Here is a 22,231-nt window from a genome sequence, read left to right on the forward strand (position 1 = left end):
CGGGCGCGGCGCAACCTTCACGGTTTCCGGCCAATGCGCAACAACTCCATCGGACTGACGATTGTCAAGTTTCTTCACTCGACATTTCGGCGTAATTTTCATCGGAACGGGCCGCGATCACCCCATCGCTGCCCGGAACGGATGCAACAGGTGCTTGCTGGCGGCCGGCCGAAGCTCTACCTGAGGGACGCGCGCGCCAGCGTCAGTAGCAACACCCGATGGAAGCCACCTCTATGAACGCGCATGTCCGCCCCGCCGACCCGAAGAAGCTGATCAAGGGTGCGACCGGCGACTGGGAAATCGTGATCGGCCTCGAGATCCATGCGCAGGTCACCTCCAACGCCAAGCTGTTCTCGGGCTCCTCGACCGCCTTCGGCGGCGAGCCGAACGCCCATGTCAGCCTGGTCGACGCGGCGATGCCGGGCATGCTGCCGGTGATCAACGAGGAATGCGTGCGCCAGGCGGTCCGCACCGGGCTCGGCCTCAACGCCCAGATCAACAAGCGCTCGGTCTTCGACCGCAAGAACTATTTCTATCCCGACCTGCCGCAGGGCTACCAGATCAGCCAGTACAAGCATCCGGTCGTCGGCGAGGGCGAGATCGCGGTCGACCTGTCGCCGACCGAGCAGATCAGCGTCGGCATCGAGCGCCTGCATCTGGAGCAGGACGCCGGCAAGTCGATGCACGACCAGCATCCGACCATGAGCTTCGTCGACCTCAACCGCTCGGGCGTGGCGCTGATGGAGATCGTCTCCAAGCCGGACCTGCGCTCGGCCGACGAGGCCAAGGCCTATGTCTCGAAGCTGCGCACCATCCTGCGCTATATCGGCTCCTGCGACGGCGACATGGAGAAGGGCAATCTGCGCGCCGACGTCAACGTCTCCGTGCGCAAGCCCGGCGCGCCCTTCGGCACGCGCTGCGAGATCAAGAACGTCAACTCGATCCGCTTCATCGGCCAGTCGATCGAGGTCGAGGCCCGCCGCCAGATCGGCATCCTCGAGGATGGCGGCACGATCGACCAGGAGACCCGCCTCTACGACCCCGGCAAGGGCGAGACCCGCTCGCTCCGGTCGAAGGAAGAGGCGCATGACTATCGCTACTTCCCCGATCCGGACCTGCTGCCGCTCGAATTCGACGATGCCTTCATCGCCGAGCTGAAGGCGCAGCTGCCGGAGCTGCCCGACGCCAAGAAGGCTCGCTTCATCGCGCAGTACGGGCTCTCGCCCTACGACGCCTCGGTGCTCGTCGCCGAGCGCGAGCAGGCCGATTATTTCGAGGCGGTCGCCAAGGGGCGCGACGGCAAGGCCGCAGCCAACTGGGTGATCAACGAGTTGTTCGGCCGCCTCAACAAGGAAGGCAAGGACGTTTCGGCCTCGCCGGTCTCGGCGGCGCAGCTTGGCGGTCTGGTCGACCTGATCGGCGAGGGCGTCATCTCCGGCAAGATCGCCAAGGACCTGTTCGAGATCGTCTGGACCGAAGGCGGCGACCCGCGTGAGATCGTCGAGGCCCGCGGCATGAAGCAGGTCACCGACACCGGCGCGATCGAGAAGGCGGTCGATGAGATCATCGCGGCCAACCCGGACAAGGTCGAGCAGGTCAAGGCCAAGCCGACCATGCTCGGCTGGTTCGTCGGCCAGGCGATGAAGGCCTCGGGCGGCAAGGCCAATCCGCAGGCGCTGAACGAGATCCTGAAGAAGAAGCTGGGTATCGAGTGACGCAGAAGGACTTGATCATCCGCGATGCGCTCGCCGCCGATCTGCCGGCGGTCCGCTCGCTTTTGGTCGAGACCTGGCACGACACCTATGACGGCATCTATGGCTGGCGCCGCGTTGCCGAGATCACCAATGCCTGGCATTCGCTCGACGCGCTGAATGCCCAACTCGGCCGCGACAGCGGCGTCTTCCTGATCGCGCTCCTGGGCGAGGAGGTCGTCGGCACGGCTTCCGCCCGGCGCGAGCCCGACCGCGCCGCCATGCTCACGCGGCTCTACGTCTCGCCGACGCGGCAGGGCGAGGGCATCGGGCGCACGCTGCTGCAGGTCGCGCTCGCCTGCTTTCCCGACGCGCCGGTGGCGCGGCTTGAGGTCGAGAGCCAGAACGAGCTCGCCATCGCCTTCTACGAGCGCATGGGCTTCTTCCTGCAGCGCCAGGCCCGCTTCGATGGGCGCGAGGACACGCCCAACACGCTGATCATGGCCAAGCGCCTGGTGATGATCTAAGCGCCGGCCTGGCGGATCCCCGATGGAGACGATGATGACCAAGGCAGCCGATCTTGCGGCCGTGACCATGCGCGAGGCGCGCCGCGAGGATGTCGCGCGCATCGCCTCCCTGATCATGCTGGGCGCCGCCGCGCAGACGCGCACGCTCGCCGAGATCGAGGAGGAGGCACAGAACCCGGCTTATCTCGCTGCCTTCGAGGAAGTCGACGCCAGCCCCTACAACACACTCATCGTCGCCGAGCTCGACGGCAAGGTGGTCGGCACCTTGCAACTCACCCTGATCCCGGGCCTGGCCTATCGCGGCCGCAAGCGCGCCAAGCTTGAAAGTGTCCACGTCCATCCGGACCTGCGCGGCCGGCGTGTCGGCGAGGCCTTGGTCGCCCATGCCGTCGACGTCGCCCGCCAGAAGGGCGCCGGCCTGGTCGAACTCACCTCGGACAAGGCGCGCGAGGCGGCGCATCGCTTCTATCTTCGCATCGGTTTCAGCCAGACCCATGAAGGCTTCAAGCTGGCGCTGTGAGCGCTATCCGCATGCCGCGCCCGCTTCGGGCGCACGGCCCCGGCGCTTACGCTGGCCGGACCCGCAACCTAGATGTCCTCTCGACCCGCAACAAACCGCGAGGACCGGGACATGTCAGAAGTGCAGGGCAAGCCGATCGATCTCCACTACTGGCCGACGCCGAACGGCTGGAAGATTTCCATCATGCTCGAGGAGACCGGGCTGCCCTATAACGTCATCCCGGTGAACATCGGCAAGGGTGATCAGTTCAAGCCGGAATTCCTGGCGATCTCGCCGAACAACCGCATGCCGGCGATCGTCGATCCCGATGGGCCGGACGGCAAGCCGATCTCGGTCTTCGAATCCGGCGCGATCCTGCAATATCTCGGCCGCAAGACCGGCAAGTTCTATCCGAAGGACGAGCGCGGCCGCGTCGCCGTCGACGAATGGCTGTTCTGGCAGATGGGCGGCTTCGGTCCGATGCTCGGCCAGACCCATCATTTCCGTATCTATGCGCCGGAGAAGGTGCCCTACGCGATCGATCGCTACACCAATGAGGCCAACCGCCTTTACGGCGTGCTGAACAGGCGCCTCGAAGGCCGTGACTACATCTGCGACGACTATTCGATCGCCGACATGGCCTGCGTCGGCTGGGCTCGCGGCTGGGAACGCCAGGGCCAGGACATCAAGCAGTTCCCCAATGTCGGTCGCTGGCTGGAGACGGTGCTGGCGCGCCCGGCGGTCCAGCGCGGGCTCAAGGTCGCCGAGGAATTGCGCAACCCCGCCGGCATCTCGACGCCGGAGGAAAAGGCTGTCCTGTTCGGCCAGAAGGCGCGCTGATCATGGAGCGTCATGCTCGGGCTTGACCCGAGCATCTCTGGTCAAGAGATCCTCGGGTCAAGCCCGAGCATGACGTTTTCCCGCAGGCCGCGTGAAAACGTCAATTGCTGCGCGACCATTTCACCGAGCGGCAGATCATCCCGCCAAAGACGCAGCCCGCCGTGGTCAATGTATCGCCAGCGAGCGACATCGTGCCGGAATAGGTCTTGCCATCCTCCGGATTGAAGGCGCTGCCGTTCCACTTGCCTGCGCCAGCCGGCTTCATGTCGTAGAAGATGCGCTGGCCGACCTTGGCCGGGCCGTTGGCCTCCTTGAGCCAGGAGATCACGCCGCACATCGCCTCGCCGCATTTCGAGAAGCGCACCTTCGAGGCGCCGCTGTCGCGCAGCCAGGTGCCGGTGACGTCCTGCGCCGAAGCAGGGACGGCGACAGCGAGCAGCAGGCCCGCGGCGATGATGATCGGACGGATGGCCATAGCGTTCCTCCTCGGTGGTGGCGATCTTCGTCGCTCAGATGGTTCAGATGTAAACTATATCCGAAGTCGCGCCAGCTTCAAGATGGCTCCTCATGAAGGCACGCTCGTCGCGCTGACCTAGGGGCAAGGTGAATCGCAGGTTGACGCGCGATCTGGCGCCAATTTCGGAATGGGTTGAAATCATTACGATATTCGGCGCGATAGCCTGAATCGAATCTTGCTTTAACCGCTCGTTTGCGACTCGTTGAGCTTCGATTCATCTCAAAGTTTAGCGGAGTGTTTTACCGCCCGACCCGAAACTCTCCTCACAAGCCGCGGCCTCCAAACGGGCCGGCATCGAAGGAAAACAGGGAGAGTTTGTCATGGCACGCATGGAAATGAGCGCGATCCCGGCCTCGCTGGCGATCCCGATGGAAGCTTCCGCCGACGCCTATTACGAGCTCGGCCTGATGCATGCGTCCGGCCGCTCCGGCCCGGTCGATCTAGTCGCGGCGCAGACCTGGTTCAACGTCGCCTTCGCCAAGGGCTGCGCCCGCGCCGCCTCCCACCGCACCGAGCTGGCGCTCGAGATGAGCCGCGATGAGGTCGCCGAGGCGCTGCGCGAGGCTCGCAGGTTCCTGACGCGGCACTGAAGCGCAAACCGGCCGTCGCAGCCTTGTGGCCGGGGGAGGGCGCCGCTATAAGCGCGCCGCATTCCCCGATTTTCCCGCAAGGATCTCAACGATGGCTGTCCAGCGTACCTTCTCCATTCTCAAGCCCGACGCGACGAAGCGCAATCTCACCGGCGCGGTCAACGCGGTCATCGAGAAGGCCGGCCTGCGCATCGTCGCGCAGAAGCGCATCCAGATGACCACGGCGCAGGCGCAGACCTTCTACGCCGTCCACAAGGAGCGCCCCTTCTTCGGCGAGCTGGTCGAGTTCATGACCTCCGGCCCCGTCGTCGTGCAGGTCCTCGAGGGCGAGGATGCGATCGCCAAGTATCGTGAAGTGATGGGCGCGACCAACCCGGCCAACGCCGCCGACGGCACCGTCCGCAAGCTCTTCGCCCAGTCGGTCGGCGAGAACACCGTGCACGGCTCGGACGCGCCGGAGACCGCCGCGATCGAGATCGCGCAGTTCTTCGCGGGCAACGAGATCGTCGGCTGAGCCGATTCTCCGTTCCGGAAACAAGAAGGGCGGGCCCGCCGGGCCCGCCCTTTTTTCTTTGCCTGGCCGAGGCGCCTCAGAACCCGAGATCGAAGGCGTAGCTTGCCGAGATGCCGAAGGTGAGGGAGTCGCGGTCGCCGAAGCCCTTGACGATCGGCGCCTTGGCGGCGTCGCCCATCAGGCGCTTGTATTCGATATAGGTCGTCGTCTGGAACTTGTCGGTCCAGTTGTAGGTCGCCTGGGCGATGGCGCCGACCGAGAGCACGCCGGCGTTGAAGCGCTGCAGGATGCCGCCATTGCCGGCGACGGTGCCGCCGAAATAGGTGCGGACATAGTCGGCGCCGGCGATGGTCATGCGCGGGCCGATGCCGAGCGACCAGGGGCCGATGCGCTGGAAGACGTCGACCTTGGCTTCGGCCACCATCGCGTCATGGGCGACGATGCCGCGGCGCAGGTCGATGCGGGTGCGCAGCCAGGAGGTCGGATAGAACTCGACGAAGGCGCCGGCCTCGGCGCCGAACTTGGTGTCGGGCACGCCCATGATGCGCAGGGCCACATTGGTGTCGGCCTTGCGCTCCCAGAGCAGGTTGCCGGAGAAGCCGACGCGCCAGGCCTGGCCCGAGAAGAAGCCGATGCTGATCGCATCGTCCTCGGAGGTCCACCAGGTGCTCTTGGTGCCGCGCGCCAGCGAGATGATCGGCCGCGGCCGGAAGACGTAGTCGTTCGAGCCCATATAGTCCGGCTGGTAGCGCAGGCCGGCGCCGAGCGTCAGGTGCCAGTTCTGCACCGGCTCGGGCGAGGTGTACTGCGTGTACTGGGAGGACTGTGCCTGCGCCGGCGCGGCCAGCGCGAGGGACAGGCACGCGGCCGCGAGGCCGGCAAGAAACGCAACGCAACGCATCGTCAGGACTCCGGCGCAAAAGCGCCTTGGACTACTCGGGTGCGGCCAAATTGAATCATTAATCTTAATCCGGAGTTGACGCGCGGCAGACTGCGACAATGCTGCGCGTATGGCTGCTGAACCGGAGGAATCCCCAGCCGCCGGATACGGCCAGCTTGGCCCATCGCAGCGGGGCATTGCAACCGTCCCGCTTCCGCCGATCCTGGACCTGTTCTAGGAAGGGGCCATGACAGAGCTTCCTCGTATCGCGCGCCTGCCTTCGGTCTGCCCGCATGATTGCCCCTCGGCCTGCTCGCTCGAGGTCGAGGTCATCGATGGCAGGACGATCGGCCGGGTCCGCGGCAACAAGCGCCAGAGCTACACGGACGGGGTGATCTGCGCCAAGGTCGCCCGCTATTCGGAGCGCATCCATCATCCCGACCGGCTACTGCATCCGCTAAGGCGCACCGGGCCGAAGGGCTCCGGCGCCTTCGAGCGCATCTCTTGGGACGAGGCGCTCGACGAGATCGCCCGGCGCTTCCTTTCGATCGAGGCCGAGCACGGCGCCGAGGCGGTGTGGCCCTATTACTATGCCGGCACGATGGGGCTGGTGATGCGCGACGGCATCAACCGCCTGCGCCACGCCAAGCGCTATTCCGGCCAGTACTCGACGATCTGTACCACCACGGCCTGGACCGGCTTCATCGCCGGCACCGGCAAGCTCGCCGGGCCCGATCCGCGGGAGATGGCCAAGTCTGACTGCGTGGTGATCTGGGGCACCAATCCGGTGCACACCCAGGTCAACGTCATGCACCATGCGGTGAAGGCGCGGAGGGAGCGCGGCGCCAAGATCGTCGCGATCGACATCTACCGCAACGCCACGCTCGACCAGGCCGATCTGCCGCTCGTGCTCAAGCCCGGTACGGACGGCGCGCTCGCCTGCGCCGTCATGCATGTGCTTTTCCGCGACGGCCATGCCGACCGCGACTATCTCGCTCGCTTCGCCGATGCGCCGGATGAGCTGGAAGCGCATCTGGCCACCCGCACGCCGGAATGGGCGGCGGCGATCACCGGCCTCAGCGTCGCCGAGATCGAGGAATTCGCCACACTCGTCGGCACCCGCAAGAAAAGCTTCTTCCGGCTCGGCTACGGCTTCGCCCGCCAGCGCAACGGCGCGGTCAACATCCACGCCGCTTCCTGCATCCCGACGGTGACCGGCGCCTGGCAGTACGAGGGCGGCGGGGCCTTTCATTCGAACAGCGGCATCTACAAGTGGCGCAAGGGCCTGATCGAGGGGCTCGACAAGATCGACCGCAACGTCCGCCAGCTCGACCAGTCGCAGATCGGCCGCGTGCTTACCGGCGATGCCGAAGCATTGCGCCAGGGCGGGCAGGTCAAGGCGCTGTTCATCCAGAACACCAATCCGGTCACCGTCGCACCCGAGCAGGAGCTGGTTAAGCGCGGCTTTGCCCGCGAGGACCTTTTCACTGTCGTGCATGAGCAGTTCATGACCGAGACCGCGCAGATGGCCGACATCGTGCTGCCGGCGACGCAGTTCATGGAGCATGACGACCTCTACCAGGGCGGCGGCCATCAGCACATCATGTGGGGCGGCAAGCTCGTCGAGCCCCCGGGCGAATGCCGCTCGAACCATGAGGTGATCTGCGCTTTGGCGCAGCGCCTCGGCGCCGAGCATCGCGGCTTCACGATGAGCCCGCGCGAGATCGTCGACTGGACCTTGCAGGAGACCGGCCGCGGCACGCTCGAAGAGCTGGTCGCCAATGATTTCATCGACATCCAGCCGGATTTCGAGACGGCGCATTATCTCAAGGGCTTTGGCTGGCGCGATGGCAAGTTCCGCTTCAAGCCGGACTGGACCAAAGTGCCGAACAGCAATGCCGGTCTTGTCGGCCCGCACGAGACATTGCCTTCTCTGCCCGATCATTGGGCCGTGATCGAAGCCGCCGATGCCGAGCATCCGTTCCGGCTTGCCAGCAGTCCGGCGCGCAATTTCCTGAACTCCAGCTTCACCGAGACGCCGACCTCGCAGAAGAAGGAGGGCGCTCCGACGCTGATGCTGCATCCGGACGATGCGGCCGGGCTCGGCATCGCTGCGGGCGATCACGTCACGGTCGGCAACCGGCGCGGCACGGTTGAGCTCGACGCTGTGCTGTTCGACGGGCTGGTGCGCGGCGTCGTCATCGCCGAATCGATCTGGCCCAACGGCGCCCATCGCGGCGGGCGCGGCATCAACACCATCACCGGCGCGGATTCGCCCGCGCCCTATGGCGGCGCCGCCTTCCACGACAACAAGGTCTGGATTCGCAAGGCGGTGTGACCTTTGCGTCATTGCTTTTTTACTGGGCCTATGGACCATCCGCGCCCGGGCGACGGCATGGCCTGTCGAGGGGAGATTCGGGTCTCCCGGGCTTGAGCCGCGGAAACGGACAGTGCGAACAATGATCAAGCGGCGGGTTGGTGCGGTCCTGTGGGCCGCTGGGTTGTCCCTCTTGGTTTCTGCCGGCGCGGCGCTGGCCGCTGGCAGCACCAGCGCTCTGCCGCCGCCGGATCCGACGGCGAAGAACCTGACGCCCTACATGATCCAGCTGCGTGCCTTCGATGCCTGCCTGATCACCCAGTCGCGCCTGATGAACACGACCCGCGAGGCGGTGCACACGCCGTGCAGTTGCTACGCCAAGGGCACGGTCAACGCGATGACCAAGGACGAGCTCCAGGCCTTCCGCGACACCGGCTACTTCAACGACACGGCCCGCGAGAAGGGCTACGAGTTCCTCGACCGCTGCAAGCTAAAGCGGCCTTGATGGGAGGGCGGCTCACGCCGCCTTTTCTGCCTCGTCCCTGAAATAGCGTGCGCGCATGCGGCCGGCATAGGCGACGAGGTTGGCGTGCTCCTGCAGCGCGCCGCGGATCGGCGAGTCGAAGATGTCGCACAGCCCCGCGATCATGAAGGCGCCGAGCGTGGCATCGGCTCCGCTCGGATCGGGGCCGGTGAGATAGGGATTGCCCCCGAGGATTCCGGCGAGCGCATCGAGCGCCCGCCGCGCCAGTTCCAGCCGCTCGGCATCGCTGTGCCGGCCGACGCCGTGGCCGTGCAGGTTGCGGCGGATCTGGCGCTTGACCATCGCGACCACCAGCGGCCGCAACGGCGCCGGCACGGCGTCGAAGAAGCGGCGCGGTCCGCGGTCGAAATTGGCGGGATTGGCCCAACGCTCCTGCACCACCATCCAGTACATGTGGTCCTCGAGCATCTTCTCGACAGCCCAGGCGGTGCCGCGCTGCTCGGCGGAGAGGCCCTTGTCGAAGTCGACTCCATGCGCCTGTTCGAGATGCATGCGGATGAAGGTCGTGTCGGGGACTATTCTGTCGCCGTCGCGCAGCATCGGGAACTTACCCTTCGGCGCCTTCTGCAGATTGCCACGCACGCGGGTGTAAGGCAGGCCGGACATCTCCATCAGGATGATGCCCTTCATGCAGAACGGGCTCGGATCAGGCTGGCCGAAGGCAGGCCCGAACACATGCAGCTCCAGCATTCGTATTTCCCCCGGTGTTCGGTATGCAGCATGCTGCTGACACGCTCCTGACAATTCGTGTCAGGGCGAGTAGAGCAGGATGAGCTTACGCCATCTTCCTATCAGCGGAACTACGCCATGCAGCGTGCTGAACGTTTGCTCGATCTGATTCAGGGGTTGCGCCGCCGGCGTCGCCCCGTCACTGCCGAGACGCTTGCCTCCGAGCTCGATGTCTCGGTCCGCACCGTCTATCGCGACATCGCGGCCTTGCTACGCCAGGGCGTGCCGGTGCGCGGCGAGGCCGGCATCGGCTATGTCCTCGACGCCGGCTTCGACCTGCCGCCGCTGATGTTCTCGCCGGACGAGATCGAGGCGGTGCTGGTCGGCATGCGCTGGCTCTCGGAGCGCGCCGACCCGACCTTGGCGCGCGCCGCCGAGGACGTCGTCGCCAAGGTCGCGGCGGTGTTGCCTCCGCATCTCAGGCCCATCCTGCTCGACGGCGCCCTGTTCGCGCCGGCCTATTGCAAGGATTCGGCGATCGTCGACCAGGTCGACGCTGCTGCCATCCGCGCCGCGATCCGCAATGGCCGCAAGCTCGACATCGCCTATCGCGACGAGGCCGGTGCCGAATCGCGGCGGATGATCTGGCCGATCGGCATGACCTTCTTCGACCGCGTCCGCGTCGTCATCGCCTGGTGCGAGCTCCGGCAGGCCTTCCGCCATTTCCGCACCGACCGCATCGCCGAGCTCACCGCCCGCGAGGAGCGCTACCCGGCCCGCCGCGCCGACCTGTTCCGGCGCTGGCAGAAGGAAGAGCAGGAGGCGGCCGCCCGCCGGGCGATCGAGCAGCAGGCGCTGCAGGGCGGAGCGGTGACGGTGCAGTAGCCAAGGGGCGGGTGCGTCATGCTCGGGCTTGACCCGAGCATCTCTGGCCGGAGGAGGCTCCAGTCTGCGCCCTCTCGTCACGAGATTCTCGGATCTCCGCTTCGCTGCGGCCGAGAATGACGCTTTGGGGTCGGCCCTAGGCGCCGACCGCCACTCCGTCTTCCAGTTTCACCGCCCCGGACGCCACCAGCGCCAGCGCCTGCGGGTAGATCCGGTGCTCCTGCTCCAGCACGCGGGCCGATAGGCTCGCTTCGTCGTCGCCGGGCAGCACAGGTACCTTCGCCTGCAGGATGGTCGGGCCGGCATCGAGCTCGGGCACGACGAAATGCACCGTGCAGCCATGCTCGGCGACGCCGGCCTCCAGCGCGCGGGCATGGGTGTGCGTGCCGCGGAAGTCGGGCAGCAGCGAGGGGTGGATGTTGATCATCCGGCCCTGCCAGCGCGTCACGAACCAGGGCGTCAGCACCCGCATGAAGCCGGCGAGTACGACGAGTTCGATGCCGTGCGCCCGCAGCTCCGCGTCGAGCGCCCGCTCGAAAGCCTCGCGGTCCTTGCCGAAGGGGCGGTGGTCGACGCTGGTGGTGGCGATACCGGCGGAGGCAGCCCGCTCCAGCCCGCCTGCATCCGGCAAGTTGGCGGCGACCAGCGCGATCTCAGCCGGAAAGTCGGCAGCTTTGGCCGCCTCGATCAGCGCGACCATGTTCGAGCCGCGCCCGGAGATCAGGATAGCGGTCGGTACCCGCCTTGCCGTGCTCACAGGGCGAGCTTCCCGCGATAGGTGACGGCCTCGTCCGCGCCGCGCGCGGTGACTTCGCCGAGCTTCACCGGCTTCTCGCCGGCCTCGGCCAGCGCTGCCATGACGGCGTCCGCCTGAGCGGCCTCGGCCACGACGATCATGCCGATGCCGCAGTTGAAGGTGCGCAGCATCTCGCGCTCGGCAACGCCGCCGACCTGGGCGAGCCAGCCGAAAACCGGCGGCACGCTGATCGCCGGCAGGTCGATCGCGACGCCGAGATCGTCAGGCAGCACGCGCGGGATGTTGTCGGGAAAGCCGCCGCCGGTGATGTGGGCGAGGGCCTTGATGCCGGGCGCCGCCTTCAGCGCCTGCAGCAGGCTCTTCACATAGATCCGGGTCGGCTCCAGCAGCGCCTCGGCAAGGGTCTTGTCCGAAGCGAACGGGGCGGGTGCGTCCCAGGCCAGGCCCGAGAGTGCGACGATGCGGCGGACCAGCGAATAGCCGTTCGAGTGCACGCCGGAGGAGGGCAGGCCGAGGACGACGTCGCCAGCGACGACATCGGCGCGCGGCAGCAGTGTGCCGCGCTCGGCCGCGCCGACGGCGAAGCCGGCGAGGTCGTAATCGTTGCCGGCATACATGCCGGGCATCTCGGCGGTTTCGCCGCCGATCAGGGCGCAGCCGGCCTGGCGGCAGCCCTCGGCGATACCGCGGACGATCTCGACGCCGGCCCGCGGGTCGAGCTTGCCGGTGGCGTAATAGTCGAGGAAGAGCAGCGGCTCGGCGCCCTGGACGACGAGGTCGTTGACGCACATGGCGACGAGATCGATGCCGATGGTCGAATGCCGGCCGCTCTCGATCGCGATCTTGACCTTGGTGCCGACGCCATCATTGGCCGCGACTAGGATCGGATCGCTGAAGCCGGCGGCCTTCAGGTCGAACAATCCGCCGAAGCCGCCGATCTCCGCATCGGCGCCGGGCCGGCGCGTCGAGCGCACCAGCGGCTTGATCGCATCGACCATGGCGTTGCCGGCATCGATATCGACGCCCGCCTGCGCATAGGTCAGCCCGTTGGCGCCCGGTTTCGTCATCGGCTTCAGCTCCTAAAGCCCGGTCCGATCGGATTGCTCTGCAAGCTGATCCGCAAAACGGTCTTTACACTAAAAGTGAGAGACGGATTCACCGATCAGGTCGTTTCGACCTGATCGGATCCGGCTCTTGCTGCGCGAGCGAATAGGCAAGGGGACGGCCGCGGGCAAGCCCTTCTGCGAAAGCGTTTCGCACTTCTCCCGCCCATGTTCTACCCTGAGCTGCGATTCAGCCGGCAGGTTTCCCGCGATGACGCTTCCGAACCTGATCACCATCGCCCGGCTGATCCTGGTGCCGCTGGTGATCGTCATGATCGTCAATGCCCGCTGGGACGAGGCCTTCTTCCTCTTCGTCGCGGCCGGCGTCTCCGACGCGATCGACGGCTTCATCGCCAAGCGTTTCGACATGAAGAGCGAGCTCGGCGCCTATCTCGATCCGCTCGCCGACAAGGCGCTGATCGTCTCGATCTACATCACCCTCGCCATCATCGGCATCATCCCGGTCTGGCTGGTGATCGTCGTCGTCTCGCGCGACCTGATGATCGTCACTGCGGTGATCCTGTCCTGGCTGATGGAGAAGCCGGTGACGATCGCGCCGATTGTCGTCAGCAAGCTCAACACCGCCGCCCAGCTCGTCTTTGCCGCTCTGGTGCTCGGTTCGAAATCCTTCGAGATCGACGTCGGCGCCATCATGCCGGCGGCGCAGATCACCGTCGCGACCTTGACGCTCGCCTCGATGGGCGCCTACCTCGCGCTCTGGCTGCGGCATATGGCGGGCTGAGCCGGCTCCTTGGATGGTCCGTGGCGGATCACCATAATCAGGGACCGCAAGGCCCCGTAGAGGCGAGTGCATGAGTCTTCAGCGTCAACTGCTCTTCTGGCTGCTCGCCCTTGCCGTCCTCGTGCTGGCGCTGATGCTGTTCCGGGACGTGCTGCTGCCCTTCATCGCGGCGCTGGCGCTGGCCTATCTGCTCGATCCGCTTGCTGACAGGCTGGAGCGCTGGGGCCTCAGCCGGCTGACCGCGACGATCGCGATCCTCTGCCTGTTCCTGCTCGTCTTCATCGCCGGACTGGTCCTGCTCGCCCCGCTGCTGAGCCAGCAGCTCGCTGGCCTCGTCGCACGCTTGCCGGGTGACGCCGCAAAGCTCCAGGCGCTGATCATGGAGCGCGGCGCGCCATTGATCGAGCGCTTCGGCGGCGCCAAGCTGGCGCAGGATGCCCAGAGTTCGCTCGGCAATCTCGTCGGCGAGGCAACGAGCTGGGTTGGCAAGCTGCTGGGCTCGCTCTGGTCCGGCGGCACGGCGATCATCGGCGTGTTCTCGCTGCTGGTGCTGACCCCCGTCATCGCCTTCTACCTTCTCGCCGACTGGGATCGCATGGTCGCGACAGTCGACAGCTGGCTGCCGCTCGACCATCGCGAGACGATCCGCGGCCTGCTGCACGAGATGGACACCGCCATCGCCGGCTTCCTGCGCGGACAGGCGCTGGTCTGCCTGCTGCTCGGGACGTTCTATGCGATCGGTCTGTCGCTGGTCGGCGTCAATTTCGGCGCGCTGATCGGCATCATCAGCGGCTTCCTGTCGTTCATCCCCTATGTCGGCTCGCTGACCGGGCTGGTGCTCTCGGTCGGCGTCGCCACCGTGCAGTTCTGGCCGGACTGGACGATGCCGCTGTTGACGCTCGCCGTCTTCGCCGTCGGCCAGTTCGTTGAGGGCAACATCCTGCAGCCCAAGCTGGTCGGCGACTCCATCGGCGTGCATCCGGTCTGGCTGATGTTCGCGCTGCTCGCCTTCGGCTCGCTCTTCGGCTTCGTCGGCCTGCTGCTCGCCGTGCCGCTGGCAGCGATCATCGGCGTGCTCGCCCGCTTCGTGCTGCGGCAATACCTTGCCAGCCCCTATTACCGCGGGCGCACCGGTCAGGCTCCGAAGATTCATGCCGAACCGTGAGCCGCCGGTGAAACCGCGTCAGCTCGCCTTCGACCTGCCGGTCGACAGCCGCCACGGCGTCGAGGATTTCCTCGTTGGTCCGTCGAACGAGCAGGCTTATGGGCTGATCGAGAGCTGGCCGGGCTGGCCGGCCTCCTGGCTGCGCCTGGTCGGGCCGGAGGGAGCGGGCAAGACCCATCTCGCCGCGATCTGGGCGGCGCGCGCCCATGCCTGGACGCTCTCCGCCGCCGAGCTCGACGAAGCCAAGGTGCCGCATCTGGCCTCGGGCGGCGCGCTGGTCATCGAGGACTGCGACCGCGCTCCGCTCGACGAGCCCGCGCTGTTCCATCTGCTCAACGCGACCAAGGCGCGCGGCGCCTCCGTGCTGCTGACGGCGCGGACCGAGCCGGGGCAATGGGGCCTGAAGGTGCCGGACCTGCTCTCGCGCCTGCGCCTGGCGCCGCAGGCCGAGATCGCGCCGCCGGACGATGCGCTGCTGCGGGCGCTGCTGGTCAAGCTCTTCGTCGACCGCCAGCTCATCGTCGACACCGGCACGATCGAGGCGCTGGCGCTGCGGATGGAGCGCTCCTTCGCCGCGGCGCGCGATCTTGTCGACGCCATCGACAAGCTCTCGCTCGAGCGCGGCCGGCGCGTCACCCGCGCCATGGCCACCGAGGTGGTCGCCTCGCTCTTCCCGGAGGAGTGAGGCCTCAGGCCTTCGCCGTAGCCGCCGTGCCGGTCAGGCGGGCGTGGACCGTCTCGATCAGGAGATCGTGCGCCCGTGCCGCGATCGCGTCGAGCGACGGCGTCTTGACGAACATCGCCGCGGCCTTCTCGGAGAGCTCCTCGCGGCTCGGCAGCGTCGGCATGTGCCAATGCGCGATCGCGTCCTGCGCCTGGGCCTGGACGGCATGCAGGCGCTCGCCGGCGCGGGCCTGCATCGCGGCCAGAGCCTCGCGGAACTCCGGCAGCGTCAGCGTGGGCAGATGCAGTTCGGGCAGGCCGGGCGCGTTGGCATAGGCGTCGCGCAAGGACTGAACGATGCGCTCGACCGGGACGGAGGCCGCGAGCCGCTCGGCCGAGCGCTCGATCACGCGCGGCGGCAGCGCCTGCGAGCGCTCGACCACAGCCTGCGGCGGCGCCTTCAGGTCCCAGACCAGGCGCAGCTTCGACAGGCCGAGGATGAGGTAATAGGTCGGGTCCCATTGCCACCAGCGAAAACCCTGGCGGACGCTGTACTGATAGGCGTGGTGGTTGTTGTGCCAGCCTTCACCCATGGTGATGATCGCCAGCCACCAGTTGTTCCGGCTCTCGTCGCCGGTGACATAGTCCTTGTCGCCGTGAACATGAGCCAGCGAGTTGATGCAGAAGGTGCCGTGGTAGACCGCGACCGTCGACCAGAAGAAGCCGACGAACAGGCCGCTCCAGCCGTCGATGGCAAAGCAGATCAGGGCGAGCGCGGCTGCCGGCAGCAATTCGAAGCGATGCAGGAAGGTGAGCTCCGGGAAGCGCGTCAGGTCGGTGACGGTCGAGGTGTCGCAGCGATCGTGGCCGTTGCTGAAGATCCAGCCGACATGGGAGTAGAAGAACGAGGTCAGCACCGGCGAGTGCACGTCGTGCTCCGTGTCGGAGAAGCGGTGGTGATGCCGGTGCTTCGAGGCCCACCAGATCACGCTCTTCTGCGCCGTCGACTGGGCGAGGAGGGCGAGCATGAACTGGCCGACCCGGCTGGTCTTGTAGGTCCGGTGCGAGAAGTAGCGATGGTAGCCGCCGGTCACCGCGAACATGCGCAGCCAGTACAGGCCGAAGGCGAGCCAGAGCGACGTCGCGCTGATGCCGCTCCAGAGCGCTCCGAAGCAGGCCAGATGCGCCAGCACGAAGGGAATGGCTGAGGGGTAGACGATGTCGCCGTGGTCGTCGGCGTGCTGCTGCTCTGACAAGGTCGTTCTCTAGAGTGCGTCTGAAGTCATGCGGGATTCGCATGCCGACCAAACAGCAGGGGCGGGGCTGGCGCAAGCGCCGTGTGCGTTGGTGAAATGTGACGTTTGGCCTCGCCTGTCATCGAAGCGTCACGCTACGATGGCTTCAAGGCGGATGTGGCCGCTGCGGCTGCAAGCAAACCGACACACAGCACAGCTACAGGACCGGCAGTGGCACGAGCGGCGTCGACAGCGAGAGCAAAGCGCATGACCCAAGATGTGGCGGAAGCGCCGGTTCCGAAGGCTGTGGCCTCGGTGGCGACAGAGACGGTTCTCCACTTCGACGAGGAGCTGCGGCAGTCGCCGAAGCGCTTCATGAACCGGGAGCTGTCCTGGCTGCAGTTCAACCGGCGCGTGATGGAGGAGGCGTCCAACCGCAATCATCCGCTGCTGGAGCAGCTGCGCTTCCTCTCGATCTCGGCGAACAATCTCGACGAGTTCTTCATGGTGCGCGTCTCCGGCCTGCGCGAGCAGCTCAAGGCCGGCGTGGTGACGCCGAGCCAGGACGGCCTGAGCCCGGCCGAGCAGCTCTCGGCCTTGGGCGAGGGCGTCGCAGCCCTGACCCGCGACCAGCAGATCCGCTGGACCGAGCTCAAGCAGGACCTGGAAGCGAACCGGATCGTGCTGCTGCGCCCGGCCGATATCGGCGCGCAGGACCGCATCTGGCTGGAAGACCGCTTCCTGCACTACGTCTTCCCGGTGCTGACGCCGCTGGCGATCGACCCGGCCCATCCCTTCCCGTTCATTCCCAATCTCGGCTTCACCATCGCGCTGGCGCTGGAGCGCGTCAGCGACGGGCGCGCGCTCGACGCGCTGATCCGCGTGCCGGTGAAGATGGACCGCTTCATCGAGCTGCCCGATCTCGCCCGCGAGGGCGTCCAGCGCTTCATCATGCTGGAGGATCTGGTCGCGCTCTTCATCGGCAAGCTCTTCCCCGGCTACGAGGTCAAGGGCACCGGCTCCTTCCGCATCATCCGCGACTCCGATCTCGACATCGAGGAGGAGGCGGAGGACCTGGTCCGCGTCTTCGAGACCATGCTGAAGCAGCGCCGCCGCGGTGTCGTCATCCGGCTGGAGCTCCATGCCGACATGCCGACGCATCTGCGCGACATGATCATCCGCGAGCTCAGGGTCGATCCCGACGAGGTCGTGGTGGTCGACGGCATGATCGCCCTGAACGAGCTCTCCCAGCTCGTCGGCGCCGACCGGCCGGACTTGAAGTTCAAGCCCTACAACGCCCGCTTTCCCGAGCGTATCCGCGAGCATGGCGGCGACTGCTTCGCCGCGATCCGCCAGAAGGACCTGATCGTCCACCACCCCTATGAGAGCTTCGACGTCGTCGTGCAGTTCCTGCAGCAGGCGGCGCGCGATCCCAACGTCGTCGCGATCAAGCAGACGCTATACCGGACATCCTCGAACTCGCCGATCGTCCAGGCGCTGGCCGAGGCCGCCGAGGCCGGCAAGTCGGTGACCGCGCTGGTCGAGCTCAAGGCGCGCTTCGACGAAGAGGCGAACATCCGCTGGGCCAAGGATCTGGAGCGCGCCGGCGTCCAGGTCGTCTACGGCTTCATCGAGCTCAAGACCCACGCCAAGCTCTCGATGGTGGTGCGCCGCGAGGCCGGGCAGTTCGTGACCTACTGCCACATCGCCACCGGCAACTACCACCCGATCACGGCGCGCATCTATACCGACGTCTCCTTCTTCACCGCCGATCCGGTGATGGCGCAGGACGTCGCCCGCATCTTCAACTTCATCACCGGCTATGCCGAGCCGGCCGAGCTGGAGCGCATGGCTGTCTCGCCGGTCAACCTGAAGCAGCGCCTGCTCGACGATATCGCCGAGGAGGTCGCCCATGTGAAGGCGGGCCGCAAGGGCGCGATCTGGGGCAAGTGCAACTCGCTGGTCGATCCCGAGATCATCGATGCGCTCTACGATGCCAGCCAGGCCGGCGTGCAGATCGACTTCGTCGTGCGCGGCATCTGCTGCCTGCGGCCGGGCGTGCCAGGGCTCTCCGACAATATCCGCGTCAAGTCGATCGTCGGGCGCTTCCTGGAACACACCCGCGTCTATGCCTTCGGCGCGGGCCACGGCATGCCCTCGGCCAAGGCCAAGCTCTATATCTCCTCGGCCGACCTGATGCCCCGTAATCTCGACCGCCGCGTCGAGGCGCTGACGCCGATCCAGAACGCCACGGTCCACCAGCAGCTGCTCGAGCAGATCATGCTGGCGAATTTTCTCGACAACGAACAGAGCTGGACCATCTTGCCCGATGGCGGCTCGCGACGCATTGTCCCGCCATCGGCCGAAGAGTCGTTCAACGCCCACAAGTATTTCATGACGAATCCGAGCCTGTCTGGTCGTGGCAAATCTCTCTCCAGTTCGAGCCCCCGCAGCCTCTCCCGCCGCGCCGGCAAGAAGGCCTGAGCAGGCTTCTGGCCGGCTGAGCGTCGACGACACCATCGCGATCATCGACATCGGTTCGAACTCGGTCCGCCTCGTCGTCTATGAGAACCTGTCACGGGCGCCCGCGCAGGTCTTCAACGAGAAGGAGATGGCGGGTCTCGGCCGGCAGGTCGCCTCGACCGGCATGCTGGCGCAGGACGCGATCGACAAGGCGCTTTCGGCGCTGGTGCGCTTCCGCATCCTCTGCGAGGCGATGCATGTCGGGCAGCTCCGGGTCATCGCCACGGCGGCGGCCCGCTATGCCTCGAACGGCCCCGATTTCATCGCCCGCGCCGAAGCGGCCGTGGGCCAGCCGATCGAGCTGATCTCCGGCGACCGCGAAGCCTATCTCTCGGCGCTTGGCGTGATCTCGGGCTTCGACCAGCCGCATGGGGTCGTCGGCGACCTCGGCGGCGGCTCGCTCGAACTGATCTCGGTCGATGGCGACAAGGTCGGGGAGGGGATCAGCCTGCCGCTCGGCGGCCTTGCCCTGATCGACCGCTCGAAGAACTCGATGAAGGCGGCCGAGAAGATCGTCCGCGACGATCTCGACCATCACCCGCAGCTCGCCGCCATGCGCGGGCGCGATTTCTACGCCGTCGGTGGTACCTGGCGCGCGCTCGCGACGCTGCACCAGCGCCAATCGGGCTATCCGCTCAACGTCATGCACGGCTATATCGTGCCGGCGCGCGAGGCGAGCGACTTCGTCCGGCTGGTCGAGCGCGCCGACGCCTCGATGCTGGAGGCGATCGAGGCGGTCTCCTCGGCGCGGCGTCCGCTGCTCGCCTATGGCGCGCTGGTGCTCGACCAGATCATCAAGCGTGGCCGGCCGCGCAATGTCGTGATCTCCGCCAATGGCGTCCGCGAAGGCCTGCTGCACGAGCAGCTCGACGAGGGCGAGCGTAGTGCCGACGCGCTGCTGCGCGGAGCCGAGGACTACAACCAGCTGCGTGCCCGCGATCCCCGCCATGCCGCCGACCTGGTCGCCTGGACCGACAGGCTCGTCGCCAGCGCCTATTCGCATGACGATCCGGCACTGCAGCGGCTGCAGCTCGCCGCCTGCCTGCTCTCCGACATCGGCTGGCGTGCGCATCCCGACTATCGCGGCGAGCAGACGCTCAACGTCATCGCCCATGCCTCGTTCAGCGGCGTCGACCATGCCGGCCGCGCCTTCCTCGCGCTGACGGCGTTCTATCGCTATGCCGGCCTGAAGGCCTCGGCGCCGGCCGCTGAAAACTTGCGGCGCCTGCTGACGGTGCGCCTGCTCGAACGCATGCACATCCTCGCCGCGGCCTTCCGGGTCGCCTATCTGATCTCGGCCGGCATGCCGGGCATCCTCTCGCGGGCGCCGCTGGCCTGCGTCGACAGCCGGCTCGTCCTGCGCCTGCCGGACGATCTCAAATCGCTGGCGAGTGAGCGTGTCACGGGACGGCTGAAGCAGCTCGCCAAGCTGCTCGGCCGGGAGATCGACATCCGCTGAGCGGCGAAGGGCGATCTACCTTGTAATCAAGCTCTGGAACGCCGTCGGCTGGATCGAGATCCGGCCGACGAAGGGCCGGTCATGCGCCAGGATGACGAAATAGGCGGCCGAGACGACCAGCACATAGAGATGCGCCGCCACGATCTGCATGCGAAAGGCGTGACTGTTGCAGATGATGATCGAGAGCAGGGTCGTCGTCGAGATCAGCCACATCGCGCACCATTGCGCCCAGGTGACGCCGGCGACCGAGGCGGTGAGCCGTGCGAGCCGGGCGTGGCGGATCTCCAGGAGCTGGTTGAGCAGCGGCGAATAGGCCGCGGCGGTGTTCAGCCGCGAGACCAGATGGATCGCGGCGAGCAGCTGCTTTTCGGATTGGTCGAACACCGCATCGGTCAGCGGCGTGCTCCTGGCCATCGCCGGCCAGTCGATCGCGATGACGTCGCGCAGATAGGCCTGCAGCCCGCCGACCAGCTCGGGCCGCGTCTCCTCCGGCAGCACCACCGCGAGCGTCAGCGCCGTCTCGACCGCATCGGCCTCGCGCTGGACGGCGGTTCGGGCCGAGACGGCATCGTTCCAGATGCCGGCGGCCGAGAAGGCGACGATCAGCGCGAACAGCGCCCCGCAGGTGTTGATGATGGAATCGCGGATCGGCAGCGGCTCGTCGAGCGTGTAGCCGAGACGCGGGACGGCGAAGCGCACGAGGCCGATCAGGAGCCAGCAGGCCGCGACGCCCAGCGCCAGCACGGCGAGGAACATCGCCGCCAGCGGCAATTGATGGAACAGGATGAACACGTCGCCCCCGAGAATCTGTCTGCGCTCGAACGATCGCAGCAGACCTCAGTTCCGTCGCGTCGGACAACCCCCGCCTTCCGAATAGACGTTCGGTGGTGAGCGACTAACCGACCGTCACCCGCCCGCGCACGATTCTAAGCGAGAGCGAGCCGTTCTTCAGCGCCAGCGCCTTCTCGCCGAAGATCTCGCGGCGCCAGCCATGCAGCGCCGGGACGTCGGCCTCGTCATTGCCCGCGATCTCCTCGAGATCGTCGCTGGAGGCGATGATCTTCGGCGCGACGCGCTCGGCGTCGGCGGTCGCCTTGAGCAGCACCTTGAGCAGGTCGAGCACGGCGCCGTTGCCCGGCCGGCCACGCTCGCGCTCCAGCCGGGGCAGGCTGTGTGGATCGAGCGCCAAGGCACGTCCGACCGCGGCCAGCACCTCACCGCCGGCGCGCGAGCGTTCGAAGCCGTTCGGCACCGAGCGCAGCTCACCGAGCGCCTCGGCCGAGCGCGGCGCGCGCTGGACGATATCCATCAGCGCATCGTCCTTGAGCACGCGCTGGCGTGGCACGTCGCGAGCTTGAGCCTCGCGCTCGCGCCAGGCGGCGAGCTCCATCAGCACGGCCAGTTCCTTCGGCTTGCGCAGGCGTCCCTTCAGGCGCTGCCAGGCGTTCTCCGGCTTGACCTCGTAGGTGCCGGGCGAATTCAGCACGGCCATCTCCTCGGCGACCCAGCTCTCGCGGCCGCTGGCGGCGAGATCGGCCTGCAGCGCCAGATAGATGTCGCGCAGATGGGTGACGTCCGATTCGGCATAGACCAGCTGCGCCTCGCTGAGCGGGCGGCGCGACCAGTCGGTGAAGCGTGAGGACTTGTCGATGCGCGCCTTGGCGAGATCGTTGACCAGCTGCTCATAGCCGACCGAGTCGCCATAGCCGCAGACCATCGCCGCGACCTGCGTGTCGAACAGCGGCGTCGGCAGCACGCGGCCGAGCATCCAGACGATCTCGAGGTCCTGCCGCGCGGCATGGAAGACCTTGACCACGTTCTGGTCGGTCATCAGCGCCATGAAGGGGGCAAGATCCAGGCCCTCCGCCAGCGGATCGACCATCACGGCCTCGTCCGGCGACGCCATCTGGATCAGGCAGAGCTTCGGGTAATAGGTCGTCTCGCGCAGGAACTCGGTGTCGACAGTGACGAACGGGTGCAGGGCGAGGCGGGAGCAGGCGGCGGCCAACTCTTCGGTTGTGGAGATCAGGTTCATGGACGGCGCTCTTAGCAGATGAAAGCGCGCCATGTCGCGGGCGTTCTTGACAACCGCGCCGCGCGCGTGTGGTTAC

Annotated in this window: 22 protein-coding genes; 14 read left to right on the forward strand and 8 right to left on the reverse strand. The window is 66.8% G+C overall.

Features of this window, described 5'->3' with window-relative positions; translation table 11 throughout:
* The first annotated feature begins 233 nt into the window (after window positions 1-233).
* The 4 genes from gatB (at window position 234) to AC3WLC_RS14425 (ending at window position 3,557) form a co-directional block, all read left to right on the forward strand.
* A complete protein-coding gene (gatB, locus tag AC3WLC_RS14410) occupies window positions 234-1,715 on the forward strand; it encodes an Asp-tRNA(Asn)/Glu-tRNA(Gln) amidotransferase subunit GatB (RefSeq protein WP_493685383.1) in 1,482 nt (493 codons plus the stop codon).
* Entirely contained in the window at window positions 1,712-2,218 is a 507-nt protein-coding gene (locus AC3WLC_RS14415) for a GNAT family N-acetyltransferase (protein WP_346359651.1), read from the forward strand. Before gatB ends, AC3WLC_RS14415 begins: the two co-directional genes overlap by 4 nt.
* Before the next feature lie 34 nt (window positions 2,219-2,252).
* On the forward strand, window positions 2,253-2,738 hold the full coding sequence (locus AC3WLC_RS14420; protein WP_493684626.1) for a GNAT family N-acetyltransferase: 486 nt from the start codon (window positions 2,253-2,255) through the stop codon (window positions 2,736-2,738).
* A 111-nt stretch (window positions 2,739-2,849) separates the two neighbouring features.
* Window positions 2,850-3,557, forward strand: a complete 708-nt coding sequence (locus tag AC3WLC_RS14425) for a glutathione S-transferase N-terminal domain-containing protein (RefSeq protein WP_493684627.1) — start codon at window positions 2,850-2,852, stop codon at window positions 3,555-3,557.
* A 100-nt stretch (window positions 3,558-3,657) separates the two neighbouring features.
* On the opposite strand, the gene AC3WLC_RS14430 is transcribed toward AC3WLC_RS14425, so the two are convergent.
* Window positions 3,658-4,032, reverse strand: coding sequence for a DUF2147 domain-containing protein (locus AC3WLC_RS14430; protein ID WP_493684628.1), 375 nt, complete (start codon window positions 4,030-4,032; stop codon window positions 3,658-3,660).
* A gap of 362 nt (window positions 4,033-4,394) precedes the next feature.
* Between AC3WLC_RS14430 and AC3WLC_RS14435 the strand changes: the two genes are divergently transcribed.
* A complete protein-coding gene (locus AC3WLC_RS14435) occupies window positions 4,395-4,664 on the forward strand; it encodes a sel1 repeat family protein (RefSeq protein WP_137880417.1) in 270 nt (89 codons plus the stop codon).
* Between the two features lie 91 nt (window positions 4,665-4,755).
* Window positions 4,756-5,178: a nucleoside-diphosphate kinase gene (ndk, locus tag AC3WLC_RS14440; protein ID WP_346359655.1), complete on the forward strand. Its 423-nt coding sequence runs from the start codon at window positions 4,756-4,758 to the stop codon at window positions 5,176-5,178.
* A 76-nt stretch (window positions 5,179-5,254) separates the two neighbouring features.
* Here ndk and AC3WLC_RS14445 read toward each other — a convergent pair whose 3' ends face one another.
* Window positions 5,255-6,079, reverse strand: coding sequence for a MipA/OmpV family protein (locus tag AC3WLC_RS14445; RefSeq protein WP_493684629.1), 825 nt, complete (start codon window positions 6,077-6,079; stop codon window positions 5,255-5,257).
* Window positions 6,080-6,305: 226 nt separating this feature from the next.
* Here AC3WLC_RS14445 and AC3WLC_RS14450 point away from each other — a divergent pair, with 226 nt between their 5' ends.
* Window positions 6,306-8,396 (forward strand): molybdopterin-containing oxidoreductase family protein, encoded by a 2,091-nt coding sequence (locus AC3WLC_RS14450; RefSeq protein ID WP_493684630.1) that lies wholly within the window; start codon window positions 6,306-6,308, stop codon window positions 8,394-8,396.
* Between the two features lie 172 nt (window positions 8,397-8,568).
* Complete coding sequence (locus tag AC3WLC_RS14455; protein ID WP_493684631.1) at window positions 8,569-8,880, forward strand: hypothetical protein; 312 nt, start codon at window positions 8,569-8,571, stop codon at window positions 8,878-8,880.
* 12 nt (window positions 8,881-8,892) lie between these two features.
* On the opposite strand, the gene AC3WLC_RS14460 is transcribed toward AC3WLC_RS14455, so the two are convergent.
* On the reverse strand, window positions 8,893-9,609 hold the full coding sequence (locus AC3WLC_RS14460; protein WP_493684632.1) for a glutathione S-transferase family protein: 717 nt from the start codon (window positions 9,607-9,609) through the stop codon (window positions 8,893-8,895).
* A gap of 117 nt (window positions 9,610-9,726) precedes the next feature.
* Between AC3WLC_RS14460 and AC3WLC_RS14465 the strand changes: the two genes are divergently transcribed.
* Window positions 9,727-10,473, forward strand: coding sequence for a helix-turn-helix transcriptional regulator (locus tag AC3WLC_RS14465; RefSeq protein ID WP_493684633.1), 747 nt, complete (start codon window positions 9,727-9,729; stop codon window positions 10,471-10,473).
* Window positions 10,474-10,609: 136 nt separating this feature from the next.
* Here AC3WLC_RS14465 and purN read toward each other — a convergent pair whose 3' ends face one another.
* Together purN and purM are read right to left on the reverse strand one after the other, a co-directional pair.
* A complete protein-coding gene (gene purN / locus AC3WLC_RS14470) occupies window positions 10,610-11,230 on the reverse strand; it encodes a phosphoribosylglycinamide formyltransferase (RefSeq protein WP_493684634.1) in 621 nt (206 codons plus the stop codon).
* Entirely contained in the window at window positions 11,227-12,297 is a 1,071-nt protein-coding gene (gene purM / locus AC3WLC_RS14475; protein WP_493684635.1) for a phosphoribosylformylglycinamidine cyclo-ligase, read from the reverse strand. The genes purN and purM overlap by 4 nt, the downstream gene beginning before the upstream one ends.
* A gap of 247 nt (window positions 12,298-12,544) precedes the next feature.
* On the opposite strand from purM, the gene AC3WLC_RS14480 reads away from it, so the two are divergent.
* The 3 genes from AC3WLC_RS14480 (at window position 12,545) to AC3WLC_RS14490 (ending at window position 14,925) form a co-directional block, all read left to right on the forward strand.
* A complete protein-coding gene (locus tag AC3WLC_RS14480) occupies window positions 12,545-13,075 on the forward strand; it encodes a CDP-alcohol phosphatidyltransferase family protein (RefSeq protein WP_493684636.1) in 531 nt (176 codons plus the stop codon).
* A gap of 70 nt (window positions 13,076-13,145) precedes the next feature.
* Window positions 13,146-14,240 (forward strand): AI-2E family transporter, encoded by a 1,095-nt coding sequence (locus tag AC3WLC_RS14485; RefSeq protein WP_493684637.1) that lies wholly within the window; start codon window positions 13,146-13,148, stop codon window positions 14,238-14,240.
* A 7-nt stretch (window positions 14,241-14,247) separates the two neighbouring features.
* Window positions 14,248-14,925: a P-loop NTPase family protein gene (locus tag AC3WLC_RS14490; protein ID WP_493684638.1), complete on the forward strand. Its 678-nt coding sequence runs from the start codon at window positions 14,248-14,250 to the stop codon at window positions 14,923-14,925.
* A gap of 4 nt (window positions 14,926-14,929) precedes the next feature.
* On the opposite strand, the gene AC3WLC_RS14495 is transcribed toward AC3WLC_RS14490, so the two are convergent.
* A complete protein-coding gene (locus AC3WLC_RS14495) occupies window positions 14,930-16,159 on the reverse strand; it encodes an acyl-CoA desaturase (RefSeq protein WP_493684639.1) in 1,230 nt (409 codons plus the stop codon).
* Between the two features lie 246 nt (window positions 16,160-16,405).
* Between AC3WLC_RS14495 and AC3WLC_RS14500 the strand changes: the two genes are divergently transcribed.
* Window positions 16,406-18,622, forward strand: a complete 2,217-nt coding sequence (locus tag AC3WLC_RS14500; RefSeq protein WP_493684640.1) for an RNA degradosome polyphosphate kinase — start codon at window positions 16,406-16,408, stop codon at window positions 18,620-18,622.
* Window positions 18,558-20,120, forward strand: a complete 1,563-nt coding sequence (gene ppx, locus AC3WLC_RS14505) for an exopolyphosphatase (RefSeq protein WP_493684641.1) — start codon at window positions 18,558-18,560, stop codon at window positions 20,118-20,120. The genes AC3WLC_RS14500 and ppx overlap by 65 nt, the downstream gene beginning before the upstream one ends.
* Before the next feature lie 15 nt (window positions 20,121-20,135).
* Here ppx and AC3WLC_RS14510 read toward each other — a convergent pair whose 3' ends face one another.
* On the reverse strand, window positions 20,136-20,912 hold the full coding sequence (locus AC3WLC_RS14510) for a bestrophin-like domain (RefSeq protein ID WP_493684642.1): 777 nt from the start codon (window positions 20,910-20,912) through the stop codon (window positions 20,136-20,138).
* Window positions 20,913-21,015: 103 nt separating this feature from the next.
* Entirely contained in the window at window positions 21,016-22,155 is a 1,140-nt protein-coding gene (gene rnd, locus AC3WLC_RS14515; protein WP_493684643.1) for a ribonuclease D, read from the reverse strand.
* Window positions 22,156-22,231: the final 76 nt, after the last annotated feature.

This window comes from Allobosea sp. GW821-FHT03A12 (assembly GCF_058986765.1).